Raw genomic sequence first — 18,814 nt, 5'->3', positions numbered from 1 at the left:
TTGCAATGCCGCGAGGTAGGGTGACAGGTTGCCTTGGAAACGCAGAACCGACGATGGCAAAGAGCGGCCTGCATGATGGCGTGCCGCGGTGATGTAGGAAAATGGTTTGAGGCTATCTGCTCGGCAGCACCTGCCCGACATCGCTGCCGTCTTGCTCTTCAAGCTTGTACGCCAGGTCGTTATCCGCCGACGATTTCTCTTCTTCCCCCAACTCCAAATAGGCGTCGGAACGGGCACGCAGCGCCCAGTAGTCCTGCGGGTCGATCTCCAATAACCTGTCCAGCATCGTGACGGCCTGCGGAAATTCTTCTGCCTGCATGTGCAAGAATGCCCGGCCGCCCAGCATAATGGGATTGTCGGCGTCGAGTTTCTCGACTGCCGCGAAATCCTTTTCGGCAAGGTCTCTTTCGTTCATCGCCGCATAGGCGCCCCCTCGATTGGCGAGTGTCCATTCGTCATCGGGGTCGAGTTCATGGGCGCGCGTGAAATCTGCGATCGCCTCGTCGAGCCGCATACTTTCGAGATGCAGCAGTCCGCGCCGGAAATATCGTGAAAAATTGAACTTCCGGTTGGCCTCATAGGCCTCGACCTCGAGCGGCATGTTCGAATGGCCGTGTTCGAGGAGCTGCGGCACGTATTCGCGCGCATAGGCGCCGAAGCTGGCGCTGCGTTCGATCTGCATGACATGGACCAGTTCGTGCGCGAGGGCGGGGCGGTCCATGGTAAAGCCGTTGCGTATCCAGATCGTGTAGCCGAAGGCCTGCGCATTGTTGATTACGCCGGGGCCGATGAAGCCCATGCTTTCGCCAACTGCCCGCATTTCGGGGTCTTCCACCGGAAACGGCACCGCGTCGGCATAGACCAGCCGGACTTTTTCCGGATGGCGGATGCCGACCGCCTCTGCCAGCTCAAGCTGGTCGGCAGTGAGCGGTGTGCCGCGTTCCTGCCCCTCGGCTTCGATCGTTTCCGCCCAGGCGACGTATTTCGTAAGGAAGTCGGCGAGGGGATCGGCTTGTTCGGCAGAGGCGAATGCGCCGCCGCCCGTCATCAGCGCCGCGCCCGTCAATGCGCCTGCTGCGACCGCGCGAAGTCCGGCGGCACTCAGGAATTTCATCATTTCGCGCCCCCTCAAACCGGCGGATGTTCGGTCACGGCTTCTTCTTCCTCTTCCTTACCCAGCCCTTCGCGCAGCATCATCGGAAGCTGGGTGAAGGTGAACAGGAACGACAGCGGCAGGAAGACCCAGAGCTTGGCGGCAAGCCATGCATCGAAGCTGAGCATGGCGCGCAGGACTTCGTTCAGCAGGGCCAGCGCGATGAAGTAGAAGCCCCAGTTACGCGACAGCTTCATCCAGCCGCGATCCGACAACCCCTCGAACGCGGCGTCGAGCAGGTATTTGAGCAGCGCCTTGCCGCGCCACACGCCGACCAGCAGCGCCACGGCAAAGACGACGTAGATGATCGTCGGCTTCACCTGCACGAAGACCGGGTCCTGGAACAGGATGGTCAGCCCGCCGAAGAACACGATCAGCGCGGTAGACAGCATCAGCATGGGCGTCACGTGGCCCAGCTTCCACTTCGACACGGCCACCGCGACGACGGCGGCGGCGATGAAGGCGCCGGTGCCTTTGACGATTGCCAGAACCTCGCCCACCGCGTTGCCTTCTTCCGAAGGACTGAACCACTTGTAGACGAGGAAGAAAACGAGCAGTGGCCCGTAGTCGATCGCGATGTTGAGCCAGCCGCTTTTCGGCTTGGGCTTGGCGGCGGGCTTCGTTTCGGGCGTATCGTTCATCATGCCACTCCCGCGATGACGCGCGCGACAAGGTCGGGGTCGAAGGGGCGCAGGTCGTCGATCTTTTCGCCCACGCCGATGGCATGGATAGGGAGGCCGTACTGTTCCGCCGCCGCGACCAGCACGCCGCCGCGTGCCGTGCCGTCGAGCTTGGTCATGACAAGGCCGGTGACGCCCGCGACTTCCTTGAACACGTCGATCTGCTGCAGCGCGTTCTGCCCGTTCGTCGCGTCGAGCACGAGGACGACATCGTGCGGCGCTTCGGGGTTGAGACGCCCCAGGACTTTGCGGATCTTGGTCAGCTCGTCCATCAGTTCGCGCTTGTTCTGCAGGCGTCCGGCGGTGTCGACGATCAGCGCGTCGCTGCCCCTTTCGGTCGCGGCTTTCACCCCGTCGAACACGACGGAAGCCGGGTCGCCGCCTTCCGGCCCGGTGACGACCGGCACGCCCAGCCTGTCTGCCCAGACCTTCAATTGCCCGGTGGCGGCGGCGCGGAAAGTGTCGCCCGCGGCCAGCATGACGGAGTAGTCGTCTTCCTGGAACAGGTGCGCCAGCTTTGCGATCGTCGTCGTCTTGCCGCTGCCGTTGACGCCGATGACCAGCACGACGTGCGGGCGCGGGAAGGCGGTGACCTCAAGCGGCTTTGCCACGGGGCGTAGGATTTCGGCGATTTCCTCGGCCACGGCTTCGGAAATGGCGCGTTCGTCGGCACCCCGTTCGAAGCGACGCTCTGCCACGGCATCGCGGATACGCATCGCCGCGCGCGGGCCGAGGTCCGACATGATGAGCGCGTCTTCCAGTTCGTCCAGCTGGTCATCGGTCAGCTTCGTCGCGCCCCCGATGCCCGCAAGATTGCCGGACAAGCGTTCGCTCGTCTTGCGAAATCCTCCGAAAAGCCGGTCTGACCAGCTCTCGCTCATACTCTCTCTCCGATTAGCAGTCCGTCCTCGATGCGCGCGATGCGCATGGGGACGAGGTCGCCACCGTGCACGCCTTGGGGCAGGCGGACGGGCGCAAAATTGGGGGCGTGTCCGGTGCCGTCGTTCTCGCCCAGCACGTTCTGCGTGGTGCCGATAAGCGAGCCGAGCCAGTCGGCGCGGGACTTGGTGACGGCGGCGCGCAAGTCCGCGGCGCGGGCCTTGATCGTGGCGGCATCGACCTGCGGCATCCTTGCAGCGGGCGTGCCGGGGCGCGGGCTGAAGGGGAAGACGTGGCCGTGGACCACCGCGCATTCGCGGATCACCGAAAGGTTCGCCTGATGCATCGCCTCGTCCTCGGTCGGGAAACCGGCGATGAGGTCCGCTCCGATGGCGATTTCGGGGCGGCGGGCCTTGAGGCGGGTGACGAGGTCGATCGCGTCCTGCCGCGAATGGCGGCGCTTCATCCGTTTCAGGATCAGGTCGTGCCCGTGCTGAAGCGAGAGGTGTAGGTGCGGCATGACCCGCGCTTCACCTGCGAAAAGCTCTTCCAGCTCGCCGTCGATCTCCGCCCCGTCGATGGAGGACATCCGGATACGGTGAAGCTGCGGAAAGGCGCGCAGGACGTCCCCGACGAGCGCGCCCAGCTTCGGCGATCCCGGCAGGTCGTGGCCCCAGCTTGTCACGTCGACGCCGGTCAGCACGACTTCGCGGGTGCCCTGATCCAGATGCATCTCGATCTCGGACAGGACCTGTGGGATGGTGAGCGAGCGGCTCTCGCCCCGACCCTGCGGGATGACGCAGAAGGTGCAGGAATGGTCGCAGCCGTTCTGCACCGCGACGAAAGCGCGGGTGCGGGCGGTCGCCTCGGTGCTGGCGCCCTGATGGACCTTTACCGGCGGCAGGGCTGCGGCGTTGTGGCCCGCGTTCCAGCTTTGCGGGGCCAGCTTGTCGGTGTTCGGCACCAGCGCGTCGACTTCGGGCATGGCAGCAAACTGCTCGCGTTCGATGTCGGCGGCGCATCCGGTGACCAGCAGGCGCGCATCTGGGCGGCGACGGCGCAGGCGGCGGATGGCGCGGCGGGTCTGGCGCACGGCCTCTTCCGTCACGGCGCAGGAATTGACGACGACGGTGTCGCTCCGTTCGCCCAGCATGGCGCGGATGCGGTCGCTTTCCGCCGCGTTGAGGCGGCAACCGAGCGTTATGACTTCGGGGGTAATGACCTCGGGCGCGCTCAAGCGTAGTCGCCCCAGTCGAACGATCCGGTGTAGCTGACCGTGGCAGGGCCGGTCATGGTGATGCGATTGTCGGAGCCCCACGCGATCACCAGCGAACCGCCGGGCAGCGTCACGGTAACTTCGCGGTCCACCAGCCCGCGCCGCATGGCAGCGATTGCCGTGGCGCAAGCACCCGTCCCGCAGGCCCGCGTGATGCCCGCACCGCGTTCCCATACGCGCAAGGTGATCGCATCGCGCGCGGTGACGGCAGCGACATTGACGTTCACGCGTTCGGGGAAGATCGGATCATGCTCGATCACCGGACCGATAGAGGCCAGGTCGATGGCATAGGGATCGTCGACGAAGAAAACCGCGTGCGGATTGCCGACATTGACCGCCACCGGATGTTCCAGCTCGCCATCATCGATCGGCCAGCCGACCGGCATGGCCAGCGTGTCCATGGCATAGCCCAGGGGAATCGCGTTCCAGTCGAAGCGGGGCTCTCCCATGTCGACCGCGATGCCGCGTTCGTCGGGGCGCGCGACGATCGTGCCGCCCAGCGTCTCAAGGCTGACTTCGCCGCCGATCAGCAGGCCGACCGCGCGGGTCGCATTGCCGCAGGCCTCGACCTCTCCGCCGTCGGAATTGAAGATCCGCATCCGCCAGTCGGCGTTCTGGCTCGGCTCGATCAGGACAAGCTGATCGCACCCGATGCCGGTGTGCCTGTCGGCCAGCGCGGCAACGACATCGCGGGTCAGTGGCGGCAAGGCATGCTCGCGTGCGTCCAGCACGACGAAGTCGTTGCCCAGGCCATGCATCTTGGTGAAGGCGATCCGCATGGGCCGCATCTATGCACCCGCGCGCGATGCGTCCAGTGCCACGGGCCGGTAAATAGGGGCGATCAGGCCGCCGGATCGGCAGCGCGGGCCGCCACGATGTCGCTTGCAGGCGTGTCGTTGGCCGCCGTGTCGGCGGCAAGGCGGGCCTCGCTCTTCAACCGGTTGCGCACCTGTTCGGCGGTTTCGGGCTTGCCGTAGAAGTAGCCCTGGCCCTTGAACGTGCCGATCCGGCGCAGCGAATCGCGTAAGGATTCGGTCTCGATCCCCTCTGCCGTGACGGGCAGGTTCATGCCTTGGCCGATCGAGGCGATAGTCGAGATGACGTTGGCCGTGTCCTCTGCACGCGACAGACGGCCGATGAACTGGCGGTCGATCTTGATGCGATCGAACGGTAACGCGCGCAGCTGGGCCAGCGTTGCATAACCCACGCCGAAATCGTCGAGGCTGATCTTCACGCCCTGGTTCTTGAGGCTGGTCACCATCGAACGCACGAGGCCGATGTTCTCGTTGAGACACATCTCGGTGATCTCGATCTCAAGCCGTTCGGCGGGAAAGCGGGCCTCTGCCAGAAACTTCAACAGGCGCTGCGCAAACCACGGGTCGCGCATCTGCACCGGCGATATGTTGACCGCCAGCGTCAGGCGCGGGTCCCAGTCGCGCGCATCGCGCAGGGCCTGCGAGATCACGCTTTCGGACAGTTCGGCAATGACGCCCAGTTCCTCGGCCACCGGGATGAACCGGTCGGGCGTGACGAGGCCAAGCCGCGGGCTTTGCCAGCGGGCCAGCATCTCGAAACCGGTCAGCTCGCCGGTTTCGACGTCGACCTGCTGTTCGTAGAAGGGCACGAATTCGCCGCGCGCGATGCCGGCAAGGATACCGTTTTCAAGATCTGCGCGCAGGCGCAACTCGCGCTCCATCTTCGGCTCGAACCAGTCGTAACGGTTCCGCCCGCTTTTTTTCGCGTGGTACATGGCCATGTCGGCCATGTGCAGCATCTCTTCGGCCGGATTGTCGCAAGGGTCGGGAAGAGCCGTGCTGCACGCGATGCCGACCGAAAGGCTGATCGCAAGTTCCCCGCCCGCGACTTCGAAGGGCTGGCGTCCGGCGGAAATGATGGCGGACGCGATCCGGTCGATGACCGCCGGGTTGTTCGGGTCGTAGCACAGGACACAGGCGAATTCGTCTCCGCCCAGACGCGCCAGCCTGGCGTCATCGGGCAGGACTGCGCGCACGCGCCTTGCCATCGTAATCAGCATCGTGTCGCCCGCGCGGTGGCCGTTGAGGTCGTTGATCTGCTTGAAATGATCGAGGTCGAGCATGATGAACGCGACCGCGCAGTCCCTGGCGCCTGGCTGGCAGACCTGCTTCACAAGGCGGTCGACCTCGGGCACCATCGAACGGCGGTTCAATGATCCGGTCAGCGGATCGGTAAAGGCAAGCTCGCGCGCCTCTTCCTCGGACTCGCGCCGCTCGCGCATTTCCTTCATCAGTTCGTTGTAGCGCCGCCATCCGAAGATCACGAGCGCGGCATTGAGGAGAAACGCGCTGACCATGTAGTTGGCAGGGCCGTCGCCGGTGCCCAGCATGACGCGAATCGTGCCCGGAAGCACCGCGCCTGCATGGCCGACGAACATGATGAGAGCCGCAACGATGATGCCGAGCGCAACGACATCGCGCTCTGCGGGAAGCTTCATTTTGCCTCCCTCGTCTTCTTCAAGCCCTTGGGGGGACTCGTCCATCTGCGACCTTACTCCTTGGTTGGGCCGAAACAGGCCCTGCCGCTACGGTTACCGACGCCCTCTAAACATCGCGTTAAACCCGCCCTAGCGCTCTGGCTTCTGCGCCGGATCTTGCCAGCGGGGGGGTGCCTGTGTATGTGGCGCCACACGGACCGGCCCGATTTGCGTCGGACAGGCCCGCAAAATCATGTTCCGTGACTGTAACGCGGTACGCTGGTCGGCGAGGTTTCGCCCACCGGCGTTTTTCGCGTTTGGCCCGGTTTTGAAGTCTTTGGCGCCGATTTCGCGGGCCGCAGAAGGAGAAAACGATGTTCGACAGCCTGTCCGACCGGCTCGGTAACGTCTTCGATTCGCTGCGCGGCCGCGGAGCGTTGAAGGAGGACGATGTCCGCGCCGCGATGCGCGAAGTTCGCATCGCCCTGCTGGAAGCGGACGTGGCCCTGCCGGTCGTCAGACGGTTTATCGACAAGGTTACCGAGGCTGCCATCGGTACCGAAGTCCTGCGCTCGGTCACGCCGGGCCAGCAGGTTGTAAAGATCGTCAACGACGCGCTGGTCGAAATGCTCGGCGGCGAAGACGGCGATGGTGCCGCCGCTGCCAAGCTGGACCTGGAGGCCAAGCCGCCGGTCGTGATCATGATGGTCGGCCTGCAGGGTTCGGGCAAGACGACCAGCACCGCCAAGATCGCAAAGCGGCTGAAGGAGACCGAGGGCAAGAAGGTCATGATGGCCTCGCTCGACGTCAATCGCCCCGCCGCGCAGGAACAGCTTGCCGTGCTGGGCGAACAGGCCGGTGTCGCGACGCTGCCGATCATCGCCGGACAGCAGCCGGTTGACATCGCGAACCGCGCGATCTCTGCCGCCAAGCTGCAGAGCTTCGATGTCCTGATGCTCGACACCGCGGGCCGCCTGCACGTGGACGAAGCGCTGATGGCCGAGATGAAGGCCGTCGCCTCAGTGTCCGCGCCGAAGGAAGTGCTTCTTGTCGTCGACTCGCTGACCGGTCAGGACGCGGTTAACGTCGCGCAGTCGTTCACCGGCGAAGTGCCGCTGACCGGCGTGGTGCTGACCCGTATGGACGGCGACGCGCGCGGCGGTGCGGCGCTTTCGATGCGTGCCGTTACCGGCAAGCCGATCAAGTTTGCGGGCACGGGCGAAAAGCTCGATGCGATCGAACCGTTCGTGCCGTCGCGCGTTGCCAACCGCATCCTCGGCATGGGCGATATCGTCTCCATGGTCGAAAAGGCGGCGGCGTCGGTCAAGGAAGAGGACGCCGAACGCCTCGCCAAGAAGATGGCGGCGGGCAAGTTCGACCTCGACGATCTGCGCATGCAGCTGCAGCAGATGACCAAGATGGGCGGCCTTGGCATGATCGCGCAGATGATGCCGGGCATGAAGAAGGCCAAGCAGGCGATGCAATCGTCGGGCATGGACGACCGCGTGCTGCTGCGCATGGATGCGATCATCTCCTCGATGACGCCCAAGGAACGCGCCAACCCCGCGCTGCTCAACGCCAAGCGCAAAAAGCGCGTCGCGGCAGGTTCGGGCACGCAGGTTCAGGACGTGAACAAGGTGCTGAAGATGCACCAGGAAATGTCCAAGGCGATGAAGCAGATCAAGAAGATGGGCGGGCTGAAGGGCCTTGGCGCCCTGTTCGGCAAGGGCGGTCTCGACGCTGCCATGCCGGGACTTGGCGGCGGCATGGGCGGTGCCGGTGGCGGTATGCCCGGCCTTGGCGGCGGTGCGGGCGGTCTTCCGCCGGATCTCGCCAACCTGCTGAACAAGAAATGATTTTTACGAACACATTGAATTTGAACGAATACGAATTGAACGAAAGGTAACCGAACAATGGCAATTGCAATCCGTCTCGCCCGTGGTGGCGCGAAGAAGCGTCCCTACTACCGTATCGTCGTCTCGGATGTCCGCAGCCCGCGCGACGGCAAGTATCTGGAGCAGGTCGGCGTCTACAATCCGCTGCTCGCGAAGGACGACGAAAAGCGCATCCAGCTGACCGAAGACCGCGTCCGCTACTGGCTCGGCGTCGGCGCGCAGCCGACCGACCGCGTTGCCCGCTTCCTCGATGCCGCCGGCATCCTCGAGCGTGCAGCCAAGAACAACCCGAAGAAGGCCGAACCGGGCGAAAAGGCCAAGGAACGCGCCGAGGAAAAGGCCGAGAAGGCCCGCGAAGCCGAGGAAGCTGCCAAGGCTGCTGAAGAAGAAGCCAACGCACCTGCTGAAGAAGCTGCACCCGAAGAAGCAGCCACCGAAGAAGCCGCTGCCGAAGCTCCGGCCGAGGAAGCTGCTGAAGAGAAGACCGAAGGCTGATCCTTCATGTCGGGCCGAACCGTCACTCTTGCCGCTATTACCGGCGCGCATGGCGTGACGGGCGAGGTCCGGCTGAAACTTTTCGGTGAAGGCGTGGAATCCCTCAAGGGGTTCCGCGCCTTCGGCATTTCGGGGAAGAGCGAAACGCTCACCCCGAAAAAGGTCCGCGACGACGGCAAGGGCGGGGCGATCGCCCGCTTTGCCGAAGTGACGGACCGCAATGCGGCCGAGGCCCTGCGCGGCAGCCTGCTGACCGTGCCGCGCGACGCCCTGCCTGCGCTGGCAGAGGGTGAATATTACCACGCCGACCTGCTCGGTCTGGCCGCCGTGGCCGAAGACGGCACCCCGCTCGGCACCGTCATAGCGGTCGAAAACTACGGCGCGGGCGACGTGATCGAGATCGAACGGCCCGAAGGTTCGAAACCGCGCACCTTCATGGTGCCGATGCACGCCGATGCGGTGCGGGAGTGGGACGAGACCCGCCTCGTTGTAACCAAGGACTTTGCCGAGCCCTGACCCGGACGCGCCGTCAGCGGCGCAGCGGTCTTTCCTCGGCAAGCAGGTTGCGGATGCGGGTGGCGGCGACGCCGGCCTGCCCCATCGCGTGGCTGATCTGATCGAGGCCGATGACGACGTCCCCTGCCGCGAAAAGGCCGGGCACGTTCGTTTCCAAGTGATCGCCTACCGCGATGCAGCCTTCATCGCTTGTTGCTGCGCCAGCCATCTGCGCGAGGCTTGACCGCACGTCGCTGCCCATCGCGGGATAGACGCTGTCAAACGCCATCCGGCCGTTTGCGGTGTCGAAGGCCAGTTGCCCACCTTCCATGGCAAACCCGCCGCACGGGCCTGCGACATGGGAAATGCCCGCATCGGCGAGTTTCTCGCGGCATTGGTCGTCGAGGTCATGATCGCCATGCGGGCTGATCAGCGTGATGTCGGCGGTAAAGCCGCGCAGGAACAGCGCCTCTGCCGTGCCGTGTTCGCCGGTGCCGATCACCGCCACGCGCTTGTCGGTCACTTCGTATCCGTCGCAGACCGGGCAATAGCGCAGCAGGTCCTTCGACAGCGCTTCGTCATGCAGAGGGCGGGGCAGGGTGTCGGGATAGCGGTTCACCACGCCCGTCGCCAGCAGGACGGTCCGCGCGCGCCACGTACCGCTGTCGGTATCGACGACGAACACGCCGTCCTTCCGCTCCAGCCTTTCGACTTTCCTGTTCTCGCGCAGCGCGCCGTATTTCGCCGCCTGCGCGCCCATCCTGTCGAGCAATTCGGTGCCCTTGATGCCGTCGGGAAACCCCGCGTGATTGCGCGTGCACGGGATCATGGCAGCGCGGCTGGTGCCGCAATCGAACAGGCGGATCGAGAGGTGATAGCGCGCCAGATAGATCGCCGCGGTCAGTCCCGCTGGCCCGGCGCCGATGATGATGCAGTCGTCGATATGTTCGTCCATGTGCGCCCAACGCGCAGGAACGCCGATCGGTGCCCGCAGGCAAGGCCGCTTTTCGCAAGGTCTTGAGGATGCCGTATTATTGATATAATACACCGCCTCGGACTTACCGGAGTATTTGCAGAATGTGGTTTGTCATCCCGATGTTGATCGGTCTCATGCTGATCGCGGCTTTTTCAGGCGGTCTTGCGCTGTGCCTGCATCTCCTGAAGCCCGGCATGGCGAAGCGCGTCCGCACGCTGTTGGCAGGCGGGCTTGCGGGCTTCCTGCCGATGAGTATCGCTTTCGGCGGCTTTTTTTCGCAAGCGGCGGAAATGCGCGCGGACGGGAATGACGAGTTCATGCTGGGCCTTCTCGCGCTCGTCGTGTTTCAGGTCGTGCTCTGGGCCGTCTTTGCGCTTCCGGCAGCGTGGTGGGTGACAGAGAAGCTGGATCGCAGCGCCGCACCGAACCTGATCGAAACCGACGAGGAAACGCTCGCCATAGAGGGGTGAGCGCATTGGTCCCCGAAGATCCGCTCTGGCAGCGGCTGGAGGCCTACCGGATCGGCCCGCCCGATGCCGAGTTCACCTTTGCCCAGCGCCTCGCCCGCGAAAACGGGTGGGACGCGGACTATGCCGAACGCGTCGTCGGGGAATACCGCCGCTTCTGCTATCTCGCCATGCGCGCCGGGCACGAGGTTACGCCGTCGGACCAGGTCGACCAGGCCTGGCACCTGCACCTCACCTACAGCCGCGATTACTGGCAGCGCTTCTGCGCGGAAGTTCTCGAAGCCCCGCTACACCACGGCCCCACCGCGGGCGGGAAGGCGGAGCGGGACCGGTATTACCGGCAATATGCGCAGACGCTGGCGAGTTACGAAAAGGTCTTCGGCCCTTCGCCAGCCGATATCTGGCCCGATGCGAACCGGCGGCTCTATGTCGATCCGCTGGCCCGGCGCGTTCAGACCCGGAACTACTGGATGGTGCCCCGGCGCATCGGGTGGGCGGTAATGATTGTTGCACTTCTCGGCATTAGCGCGATGATCGTGTGGGGACTGGACGGCTAGCCAAGGGGGTACGCGTGAACGGGGTCAATCCGCTGGACTGGGACGCGACGGAGTTTCTGATCCTCTATGTCGTCCTGATCGTCGTTGCGCTGGTCTTGCGCACGATCATCGCGAATTTCGTGCGGGGCGAAGGTTATGCCGGGACGCTGAGGGACGCTGACGAGATCGCGATGGTCGCGGGCGGGCGGCAACGTTTCAACGAGGCGGTGATCGCCCGGATGCTGGCGACGGGCATGTTGACGATGCCCGAAAGGGGCCGGTTCGCCCCGGCCCATCGCCCTGCCAACCCGACCGGTGCGGAACGCGCGGTTTTTGCGATGGGGTCGCGGATCAAGTGGGCGAAAGTGATGTCGGCACTGCGCGACCACGCTTTCCAGCTTGAGGAGCGGCTGGTCAGCCGCGGGTTGATGATGGGCGATGGAGAGGTCTGGCAGGTCCGCCTGCTGCAGGCGATGCCGTTCCTCTTCCTGCTTGGTTTCGGCTGGGTACGAGTGCAGGTGGGCGAGATGCGCGGCGAAGCGGTCGGCAATCTCATCGTCACGATGATCATCGCTGCCCTGATCGGCATGGCGCTGTCCTTCAGGGTCGACCGTGCGACCAAGGCGGGCCGTGCCGATTTGGCCTCGCTGCGGGCCACGAACGAACGCCTGCGCCGTGCGCCGCTGTCGGAAGAAACCGGCATGGCGGTCGCGCTTTTCGGTACGCCGGTTCTGGCGGGCACGATGCTTTCGGACTTCCACCGGATGCGGTCGAGCGATTCCAGCGGCGGATGCGGTTCTGATGGCGGCAGCGGCTGCGGGGGCGGTGGCTGCGGCGGCTGCGGCGGTTAGCGGCCTAGCCAGTTCGCGCCTTTTCGACTAACCGGCGCGCCATGACTTTCGCCGCGACCGTCCTGACCCTTTACCCGGAGATGTTTCCCGGGCCTCTGGGCGTAAGCCTTGCCGGGCGCGCGCTCGATGCAGGGACGTGGTCGATGGACGCGGTGCAGATCCGCGATTTCGCTACCGACAAGCACCGCACGGTGGACGATACGCCCGCGGGCGGCGGCGCTGGCATGGTGCTGAAGGCGGACGTACTGGCCGCTGCAATCGACCATGCGAGGGGCAAGCAACCCGACGCGCCGGTGATCGCGATGACCCCGCGCGGAACGCCGCTGACGCAGGCCCGCGTGCGGCAACTGGCGGCAGGGCCGGGCGTGACCGTGCTGTGCGGCCGGTTCGAGGGTTTCGACGAACGGATTTTCGAAGGCCGCGACGTCGAGGAAGTATCTGTCGGCGACGTGATCCTGTCGGGCGGAGAGGTGGGGGCGCTGCTTCTGCTCGACGCTTGCATTCGCCTGCTTCCCGGAGTAATGGGCGCGGCTTCAAGCGGAGTCGAGGAATCGTTCGAAAGCGGCCTCCTCGAATATCCGCACTTTACCCGACCTGTCGAATGGGAAGGGCGCACGATCCCTGAAGTGCTGCGATCGGGGGATCATGCGAAGATCGCGGCGTGGCGAAAGCAACGCAGCGAAGACGATACACGGTTACGCAGGCCGGACCTTTGGGAACGTCATATCGGCGTTCGGGACCAGTCTGCCTCTGGCGCGCGGCGAAAAGACGAAGGTACAGGCAAATGAACCTGATCCAGCAGCTCGAGGCCGAAGCAATCCAGGGTCTCGGCAAGGACATTCCGGAATTCCGTGCGGGTGATACCGTGCGCGTCGGCGTGCGCGTCGTTGAAGGCACGCGTGAGCGTGTCCAGAACTACGAAGGCGTCGTCATCGCCCGTTCGAACCGCGGCATGGGTTCGAACTTCACGGTTCGCAAGATGTCGTTCGGCGAAGGTGTCGAGCGCGTCTTCCCGCTCTATTCGCCCAACATCGATTCGATCACCGTCGTTCGTCGCGGTGTCGTTCGTCGTGCGAAGCTCTATTACCTGCGCGGCCGCACCGGCAAGCGCGCTCGCATTGCCGAGCGCAAGACCGTTCGCGAAGACGCATAAGCGATACGCGACAGGTAAAACGAACAAAGGCGGTTCCCCCGGGAGCCGCCTTTTTCGTATTTGCACTGGTGATTGTTTCTGGTTTGTTCTTGACGGGAATTGACGGGCAGATAGAATCGGAGCAACGCGACGTTATTGTCCCAGCAAGTTAGCTTTTGCGCTTTTTACCTTGCGAGCGAAAGTTTTGGCGGCATTGATGAGGCTCATTGGTGCATTCCTTGACTATTTTGCGGTCGAGTCGTTTCTAGCACTTTTTCGCTTTATTTTCAATGTTTAAGGTCTGAATTGGACTCTGGAATAAGCGCGGAAAAAGCTTTGGGCCTGCCCGGAGCATGGGCCATGGCGGTAGGCGGCATGATCGGCGGGGGCATCTTCTCCACGCTGGGCGTCGTCATCCAGGTCGCGGGCCAGTGGGCTGCGCTGAGTTTCCTCATCGGCGGACTGATTGCGTGGTGTTCGGGCCACTCCTATGCCGAACTGACAGTGCGCCGGGACCAGCCGGGCGGTTCGTATGGCTTCTTGCGCGACATTGGGCAGACAACAATTGCACGCTGGCTGATGTGGGTGCTGATCGCGGGCTATACGCTGACCGTTGCAGTCTATGGCTTTACCTTCGGGGCGTACGCCGCCAACGCATTGGGCGCGCCCGGATGGGCGGCATCGGCAGCGGCGGTGGCGGCAATCGCGATCCTTGCGGGTGTGAACCTGCTGGGCGCGACGCAGGCGACGATCGTCGAGCTTGTCGCGGTTTTCGTGAAGCTGGCGATCCTGCTCGGTCTTGCGGCCCTGGGTATCTGGCACTGGGCGCCTGAGCAACTGGTGCTGGAGGCAGGCGATCCGGTCGGGCCTTTGGGCGCGCTGGCCGGTGTGGGCGTGGTGTTCATGGCCTATGAAGGGTTCCAGCTGCTCTCCTATGACTACGACGAAATGAAGGACGCAAAGCGCACGATCCGCCGCGCGATGAGCCTTGCGATCATCGCCACCTGCGCGACTTACGTGGCAGTGGCGCTGGGTGCGACGATGCTGGCCGGCGCGCCCGAGATCGTGGCGAAGGAGGAAGTCGCATTGGCCGAGGCAGGCCGCGCCGCGCTGGGCACCTTCGGTTTTGTCGCGGTGTCCATCGCGGCGGCTTTCTCGACCGCATCGGCCATCAACGCGACCGTATTCGCCACCGCGCGCCTTGCGGGTGAGGCAGCTGGCGACAGCGAGCTTCCCGCCGTTTTCGGCAAGCGGAACGCCCGCGACGTGCCCTGGGCAGGCGTGCTGGTCATCTCCGGCGTCGCTATGGTTCTGGCCGTCGTGGGCGGTATCGCGCAACTGGTCGAAGGGGCCAGTTTCGTGTTCCTGGGCGTCTTCGCGCTGGTCAATGTGCTGGCATGGCAGGGCAGGGTGCGGATGCGCTGGTTGAGCGGGCTGGGCGCGGTAACTTCGATCCTCGCGGCAGTGGCGCTCGTGCTCTACGTCGCGGGACTGGCCTGAACGCGCGCCAAGGCTTGCGCAGCGCCTGCCAAGGGCCTAACCGGCCCATTCGAAAAACCACAGTGATCAGGACGAACCCCATGGCGAACAACGCCGCGAAGCCCCAGTTCGCACACATTCCGCACCCGGCCCCGACTTCGGATGCCGATCGTGCTGCGGTATTGGCGAACCCCGGCTTCGGGACGCAGTTCACCGATCACATGGTGACGGTCGACTGGAAGGAAGGCGAAGGCTGGCACAACGCCACCGTCGGCCCGCGCCAGCCGATCCCGCTCGATCCGGCGGCCTCTGTCCTGCACTATGCGCAGGAAATCTTCGAAGGGCTGAAGGCCTATCGCCACCCCGACGGCAGCACCGCGCTGTTCCGTCCCGAACAGAACGCGCAGCGTTTCAACCGTTCGGCCGACAGGCTTGCCATGCCGAACATCCCCGAAGACATGTTCCTGGCCGCGATCGACGCACTGCTCGAAGTTGACGGAAACTGGATCCCGGACGGCGCGGGTGCATCGCTGTACTTGCGCCCGTTCATGTTCGCGGACGAGGCTTTCCTCGGCGTGCGTCCGGCCAAGAGCTACAAGTTCATCGTCATCGCCAGCCCTGCGGGCAACTACTTCAAGTCGGGCGCGCCCGCGGTCTCGATCTGGGTGTCGAGCGACTATACCCGTGCTGCCCCCGGCGGCACCGGCGCTGCCAAGTGCGGCGGCAATTATGCCGCAAGCCTCGTGCCGCAAGCCGAAGCGATCGAGCGTGGGTACGACCAGGTCGTCTTCCTCGACGCGGTGGAACGCAAGTGGATCGAGGAACTGGGCGGGATGAACCTGTTCTTCGTGTTCGACGACGGGCGCGTCGTCACTCCGCCGCTGTCGGGCACGATCCTGCCGGGGATCACGCGCGACAGCCTGATCGACCTGCTGCGCGAGGAAGGCCTGAACGTCGTCGAGGAACGCTATTCGATCGACCAGTGGCAGGCCGATGCGGAAAGCGGGAAGCTGGTGGAATGCTTCGCCTGCGGGACCGCCGCCGTCGTCACGCCGGTGGGCCGCGTCGTCGGGCGCGACCGTGACTTCACCGTCGGTTCGGGCGGTCCGGGCCAGATCACCGGCAAGCTGAAGGCGAAGCTGACCGGTATCCAGCGCGGCGAAGTCGAAGACACCCACGACTGGGTGCGCCGCGTCTGATCGCGCAGCGCCTCAGTTAGAGGCGAGCGACATGAACTTGTAGACGTGGTTGCCGCTGACCGAGTGGCCCCAGCCTTTCACCCGCGGATCGACCAGGTAGGTCTGCGAATAGGTGAACAGCGGGATCAGCGGCTGCTGTTTCAGCATCAGGCGTTCGGCATCCTGCAGGATGGCAAGCCGCCTGGTCCGGTCGCCGGTGTTGCGCGCCCGCCTGATCAGCGCGTCGAAGCTTGCGTCGCTCCAGTTCATATCGTTGCTGAGGCTGCCGCTCTCGAACGAATCCAGCAAGGCCATCGGGTCGTTGTAGTTCGCGACCCAGCCTGATCGCGCCACCTCGAATTCGCCATCCGCGATAGAGTCGAGATAGTCTTTCCAGTTCTGTTCGCGGACCACGGCATTGATCCCGAGACCCTTCTTCCACATCGAACAGATCATCTCGGCGATGCGGCGATGGCGGGTCATGCGGTTGATCAGGAGGTCGATCTGCGGAAAGTCGGCGGGATCTTCGAAACCGGCTTCCGAAAGCAGGCGTCTTGCTTCCTCCAGATCCGTTTTCGGCGCGCCGATAGCCTCGTAATCGGGCATTCCGGGCGGGATGATGCCGCCCAGCGGGCGTTCCGCGCCGCCCATTACTTCCTCGATCATGACATCGCGGTCGATCGCCAGTGCCAGCGCGCGGCGCACGCGCGGGTCGTTGAACGGCTTTTTCTCGACATTGAAGACGTAGGCATAAGTGCCAAGCAATTCGTCGGTATAGAGGCTTTCGGGCCGCGTCTTGCGCAGTTGGGGGATCGCATCGACGGGGACGGTGCTGGTGACGTGGAGCTTGCCCTTCATGAAGTCATCCATTTCCGCCCTCGGCTCCTCGATCGGAATGAAGCGGATGGCGTTCAATTTTACATTCTGCGCGTCCCAGTACTGTGGGTTACGCTCGACCAGGACGTAGTCGTGGAGCTTCCACTCGCTCAGCAGGAAGGGGCCGTTGCCGACATATGAACCCGCGTCGGCCCAGCGGTTCGTGCGGCTGTCGACCGCGCCGCCGGCCTCCACCGCAGAGCGGTTTACCGGTACGAAATTCGTGCTTGCCAGCATCGGCAGAAAGTATGGAGTGGGGCCTTCCATCTCGACGATCAGGGTATGCGGATCGGGCGCGGAAACACCGACATCGGCGAAATCCTTGATCTCGCCGTGGTTGTAGGCACGCCCGCCGCGGATGACGTGGAGCAGTTCCGCGCCCTCGACTTCCAGTTCGGGTGAAAGGGCGCGTTTCCAGCTGAAGATGAAGTCCTGCGCGGTGACGGGTGTCCCGTTGCTCCACTTCGCGCCCTTGCGCAGCTTGAAGGTCCAGCGCTTGAACGCGCCGTCATGCGACCATTTCTCGGCCACGCCGGGGCGGACCTTGAAGCTGTCGTCGGGGTCCTGCACGACCAGCCCCTCGCTCAACGCGCGGACGATGTTGTCTTCGGGCAGGCCGACGAGCAGGTGCGGATCGAGCGTCTTGGGGTCGGTGCCGTTTCCGACGAGCAGAATTCCGTCGCGCGCTGCACGATCGGCATCTGTCTCCGTCGCGCCGCAACCGGCCATAACCAGAGCGCACGCCACCATGGCGAAAATACGTTTTATGGAACCAGCCCCCCTGTTCCCGTAAGAATACTCGCAAGCGCCCGATACTTACAAGTACTTTGGGGGTAAACCTTTTTTCATATTTTTTTAACTTCAAGCCGCCGCCGGTAATCCCGCTTCTGCGCAATTATCCAATAGTTCTACAAGGCCGCGTTCTTCGCGGCTTAACCATTGTGTCTTGCGCGGCAAGGAAAGCGATTCCCGCCACGACTGCTGGCGGTCGACAAGCTCGATGACCGCGGGGTGGATATAGCTGCGCCGCGCGACGGCAGGCGTATTGCCGAGCCTGCCCGACACGACTTCGAGCAGAGCCTTGATCGTCATGTTCTCCTTTGCCTGCGCTAGCGTGGCGAAAGCGAGGCAACTGGCGTGGAACGTGCGGAAATCCTTGGCGCTGAAATCCTCGCCCATGGTTTCGCGCAGGTATTCGTTGACGTCGCACGATCGTACCGGATGCGGATCGCCATCGTCGTCGATGTACTGGAACAGGTGCTGCCCGGGCAGTTCCTGCAGGCGCCGCACGAACCTGGCGAGGCTGCGGTCGGTCAGCGTGACCTTGCGATCCTTGCCCGACTTGCCCTTGTAATTGAGCGTCAGGCGCTGGCCTTTTACTTGGGCATGGCGCTGGCGCAGCGTCGTCGCGCCGAAGCTCTTGTTCTTTTTCGCGTAAGTCTCGTTACCGATGCGGACCTGCCCCAGATCGAGCAGGCGCACGATGCAAGCGATGGTGTGCTGACGCGTCAGACCGCCGGTGCGCAAGTCGTCCTCTATCCGCTTGCGGATCAGGGGAAGGGCGTTGCCAAAGGCGACGGTGCGGTCGAACTTCTCGCTCTCGCGCTCTGCCCGGAAACGGGGGTGATAACGGTACTGCTTGCGCCCGCGCGCATCGATTCCCGTGGCCAGGATGTGGCCGTTGGGGGCAGGGCAGAACCAAGCATCGGTATAGGCAGGGGGCAGCGCGATCGCGTTCAGCCGGTCGATTTCATCGCGATCGGTGATCCGACGTCCCTTGGGATCGGTATAGGACCACCCGCGCCCACAGCGGCGGCGCGAGATGCCGGGCAGCGAATCGTCGACAAAGACCAGCCCGCCGGTCCCTCCGCCGCCGTTCGCCTTTTCCGCCTTGTTCGAATGCTTTGCCATGATCGAAGGGGCAACGGCGCAAGGGGCGGGCCGGTTCCTGCACCCGCCCCCTTTTCATCCGCGCCCGCCGCGCTATATGGGCG

General features: G+C 64.2%; 19 protein-coding genes. 10 read left to right on the top strand and 9 right to left on the bottom strand.

Annotated elements, in window-relative coordinates; all coding sequences use genetic code 11:
• Nucleotides 1-112: 112 nt before the first annotated feature.
• From A9D15_RS06050 to A9D15_RS06025, 6 genes are all read right to left on the bottom strand, one after another.
• On the bottom strand, nt 113-1,117 hold the full coding sequence (locus A9D15_RS06050) for a tetratricopeptide repeat protein (RefSeq protein WP_066763061.1): 1,005 nt from the start codon (nt 1,115-1,117) through the stop codon (nt 113-115).
• 11 nt (nt 1,118-1,128) lie between these two features.
• Nucleotides 1,129-1,794: an inner membrane-spanning protein YciB gene (locus A9D15_RS06045; RefSeq protein ID WP_066763520.1), complete on the bottom strand. Its 666-nt coding sequence runs from the start codon at nt 1,792-1,794 to the stop codon at nt 1,129-1,131.
• A complete protein-coding gene (gene ftsY / locus A9D15_RS06040) occupies nt 1,794-2,714 on the bottom strand; it encodes a signal recognition particle-docking protein FtsY (protein WP_066763060.1) in 921 nt (306 codons plus the stop codon). Before ftsY ends, A9D15_RS06045 begins: the two co-directional genes overlap by 1 nt.
• Nucleotides 2,711-3,949, bottom strand: coding sequence for a tRNA (N(6)-L-threonylcarbamoyladenosine(37)-C(2))-methylthiotransferase MtaB (mtaB, locus tag A9D15_RS06035; protein WP_373283477.1), 1,239 nt, complete (start codon nt 3,947-3,949; stop codon nt 2,711-2,713). The genes ftsY and mtaB overlap by 4 nt, the downstream gene beginning before the upstream one ends.
• On the bottom strand, nt 3,946-4,767 hold the full coding sequence (gene dapF / locus A9D15_RS16920) for a diaminopimelate epimerase (protein WP_066763058.1): 822 nt from the start codon (nt 4,765-4,767) through the stop codon (nt 3,946-3,948). Before dapF ends, mtaB begins: the two co-directional genes overlap by 4 nt.
• A 62-nt stretch (nt 4,768-4,829) precedes the next feature.
• On the bottom strand, nt 4,830-6,506 hold the full coding sequence (locus A9D15_RS06025) for a putative bifunctional diguanylate cyclase/phosphodiesterase (RefSeq protein ID WP_156521670.1): 1,677 nt from the start codon (nt 6,504-6,506) through the stop codon (nt 4,830-4,832).
• Between the two features lie 308 nt (nt 6,507-6,814).
• Here A9D15_RS06025 and ffh point away from each other — a divergent pair, with 308 nt between their 5' ends.
• From ffh to rimM, 3 genes are read left to right on the top strand one after another with little or no spacing between them, the layout of a single operon-like run.
• Nucleotides 6,815-8,296, top strand: a complete 1,482-nt coding sequence (gene ffh / locus A9D15_RS06020) for a signal recognition particle protein (protein WP_066763056.1) — start codon at nt 6,815-6,817, stop codon at nt 8,294-8,296.
• A gap of 57 nt (nt 8,297-8,353) precedes the next feature.
• Entirely contained in the window at nt 8,354-8,830 is a 477-nt protein-coding gene (gene rpsP / locus A9D15_RS06015) for a 30S ribosomal protein S16 (protein ID WP_066763055.1), read from the top strand.
• A gap of 6 nt (nt 8,831-8,836) precedes the next feature.
• Nucleotides 8,837-9,346, top strand: coding sequence for a ribosome maturation factor RimM (gene rimM / locus A9D15_RS06010; RefSeq protein WP_066763049.1), 510 nt, complete (start codon nt 8,837-8,839; stop codon nt 9,344-9,346).
• 13 nt (nt 9,347-9,359) lie between these two features.
• Here the strand turns inward: rimM and A9D15_RS06005 are convergent, their stop codons facing one another.
• Nucleotides 9,360-10,280 (bottom strand): NAD(P)/FAD-dependent oxidoreductase, encoded by a 921-nt coding sequence (locus tag A9D15_RS06005; RefSeq protein WP_066763048.1) that lies wholly within the window; start codon nt 10,278-10,280, stop codon nt 9,360-9,362.
• Between the two features lie 122 nt (nt 10,281-10,402).
• Between A9D15_RS06005 and A9D15_RS06000 the strand changes: the two genes are divergently transcribed.
• The 7 genes from A9D15_RS06000 (at nt 10,403) to A9D15_RS05970 (ending at nt 15,965) form a co-directional block, all read left to right on the top strand.
• Nucleotides 10,403-10,771, top strand: a complete 369-nt coding sequence (locus A9D15_RS06000; protein ID WP_066763047.1) for a hypothetical protein — start codon at nt 10,403-10,405, stop codon at nt 10,769-10,771.
• Complete coding sequence (locus A9D15_RS05995) at nt 10,768-11,325, top strand: glycine-rich domain-containing protein (RefSeq protein ID WP_066763045.1); 558 nt, start codon at nt 10,768-10,770, stop codon at nt 11,323-11,325. Before A9D15_RS06000 ends, A9D15_RS05995 begins: the two co-directional genes overlap by 4 nt.
• 14 nt (nt 11,326-11,339) lie before the next feature.
• Entirely contained in the window at nt 11,340-12,155 is an 816-nt protein-coding gene (locus tag A9D15_RS05990) for a TIGR04222 domain-containing membrane protein (protein ID WP_066763042.1), read from the top strand.
• Nucleotides 12,156-12,196: 41 nt separating this feature from the next.
• A complete protein-coding gene (trmD, locus tag A9D15_RS05985) occupies nt 12,197-12,943 on the top strand; it encodes a tRNA (guanosine(37)-N1)-methyltransferase TrmD (RefSeq protein ID WP_066763041.1) in 747 nt (248 codons plus the stop codon).
• A complete protein-coding gene (gene rplS, locus A9D15_RS05980; RefSeq protein WP_066763040.1) occupies nt 12,940-13,308 on the top strand; it encodes a 50S ribosomal protein L19 in 369 nt (122 codons plus the stop codon). Before trmD ends, rplS begins: the two co-directional genes overlap by 4 nt.
• A gap of 285 nt (nt 13,309-13,593) precedes the next feature.
• The gene (locus A9D15_RS05975) at nt 13,594-14,787 is read left to right on the top strand and encodes an APC family permease (protein ID WP_268237076.1); all 1,194 of its coding nucleotides are present in this window, start codon (nt 13,594-13,596) and stop codon (nt 14,785-14,787) included.
• Nucleotides 14,788-14,867: 80 nt separating this feature from the next.
• Complete coding sequence (locus A9D15_RS05970; protein WP_066763034.1) at nt 14,868-15,965, top strand: branched-chain amino acid aminotransferase; 1,098 nt, start codon at nt 14,868-14,870, stop codon at nt 15,963-15,965.
• A 12-nt stretch (nt 15,966-15,977) separates the two neighbouring features.
• Here the strand turns inward: A9D15_RS05970 and A9D15_RS05965 are convergent, their stop codons facing one another.
• The gene (locus tag A9D15_RS05965; protein WP_066763027.1) at nt 15,978-17,570 is read right to left on the bottom strand and encodes a peptide ABC transporter substrate-binding protein; all 1,593 of its coding nucleotides are present in this window, start codon (nt 17,568-17,570) and stop codon (nt 15,978-15,980) included.
• A 111-nt stretch (nt 17,571-17,681) separates the two neighbouring features.
• Complete coding sequence (locus A9D15_RS05960) at nt 17,682-18,731, bottom strand: DNA topoisomerase IB (RefSeq protein ID WP_066763013.1); 1,050 nt, start codon at nt 18,729-18,731, stop codon at nt 17,682-17,684.
• Nucleotides 18,732-18,814 lie beyond the last annotated feature (83 nt).

The sequence above is a fragment of the Croceicoccus pelagius genome (assembly GCF_001661915.1).
GTDB classification, from domain to species: domain Bacteria; phylum Pseudomonadota; class Alphaproteobacteria; order Sphingomonadales; family Sphingomonadaceae; genus Croceicoccus; species Croceicoccus pelagius.
This window is presented reverse-complemented; position numbering and strand designations above follow the sequence as displayed.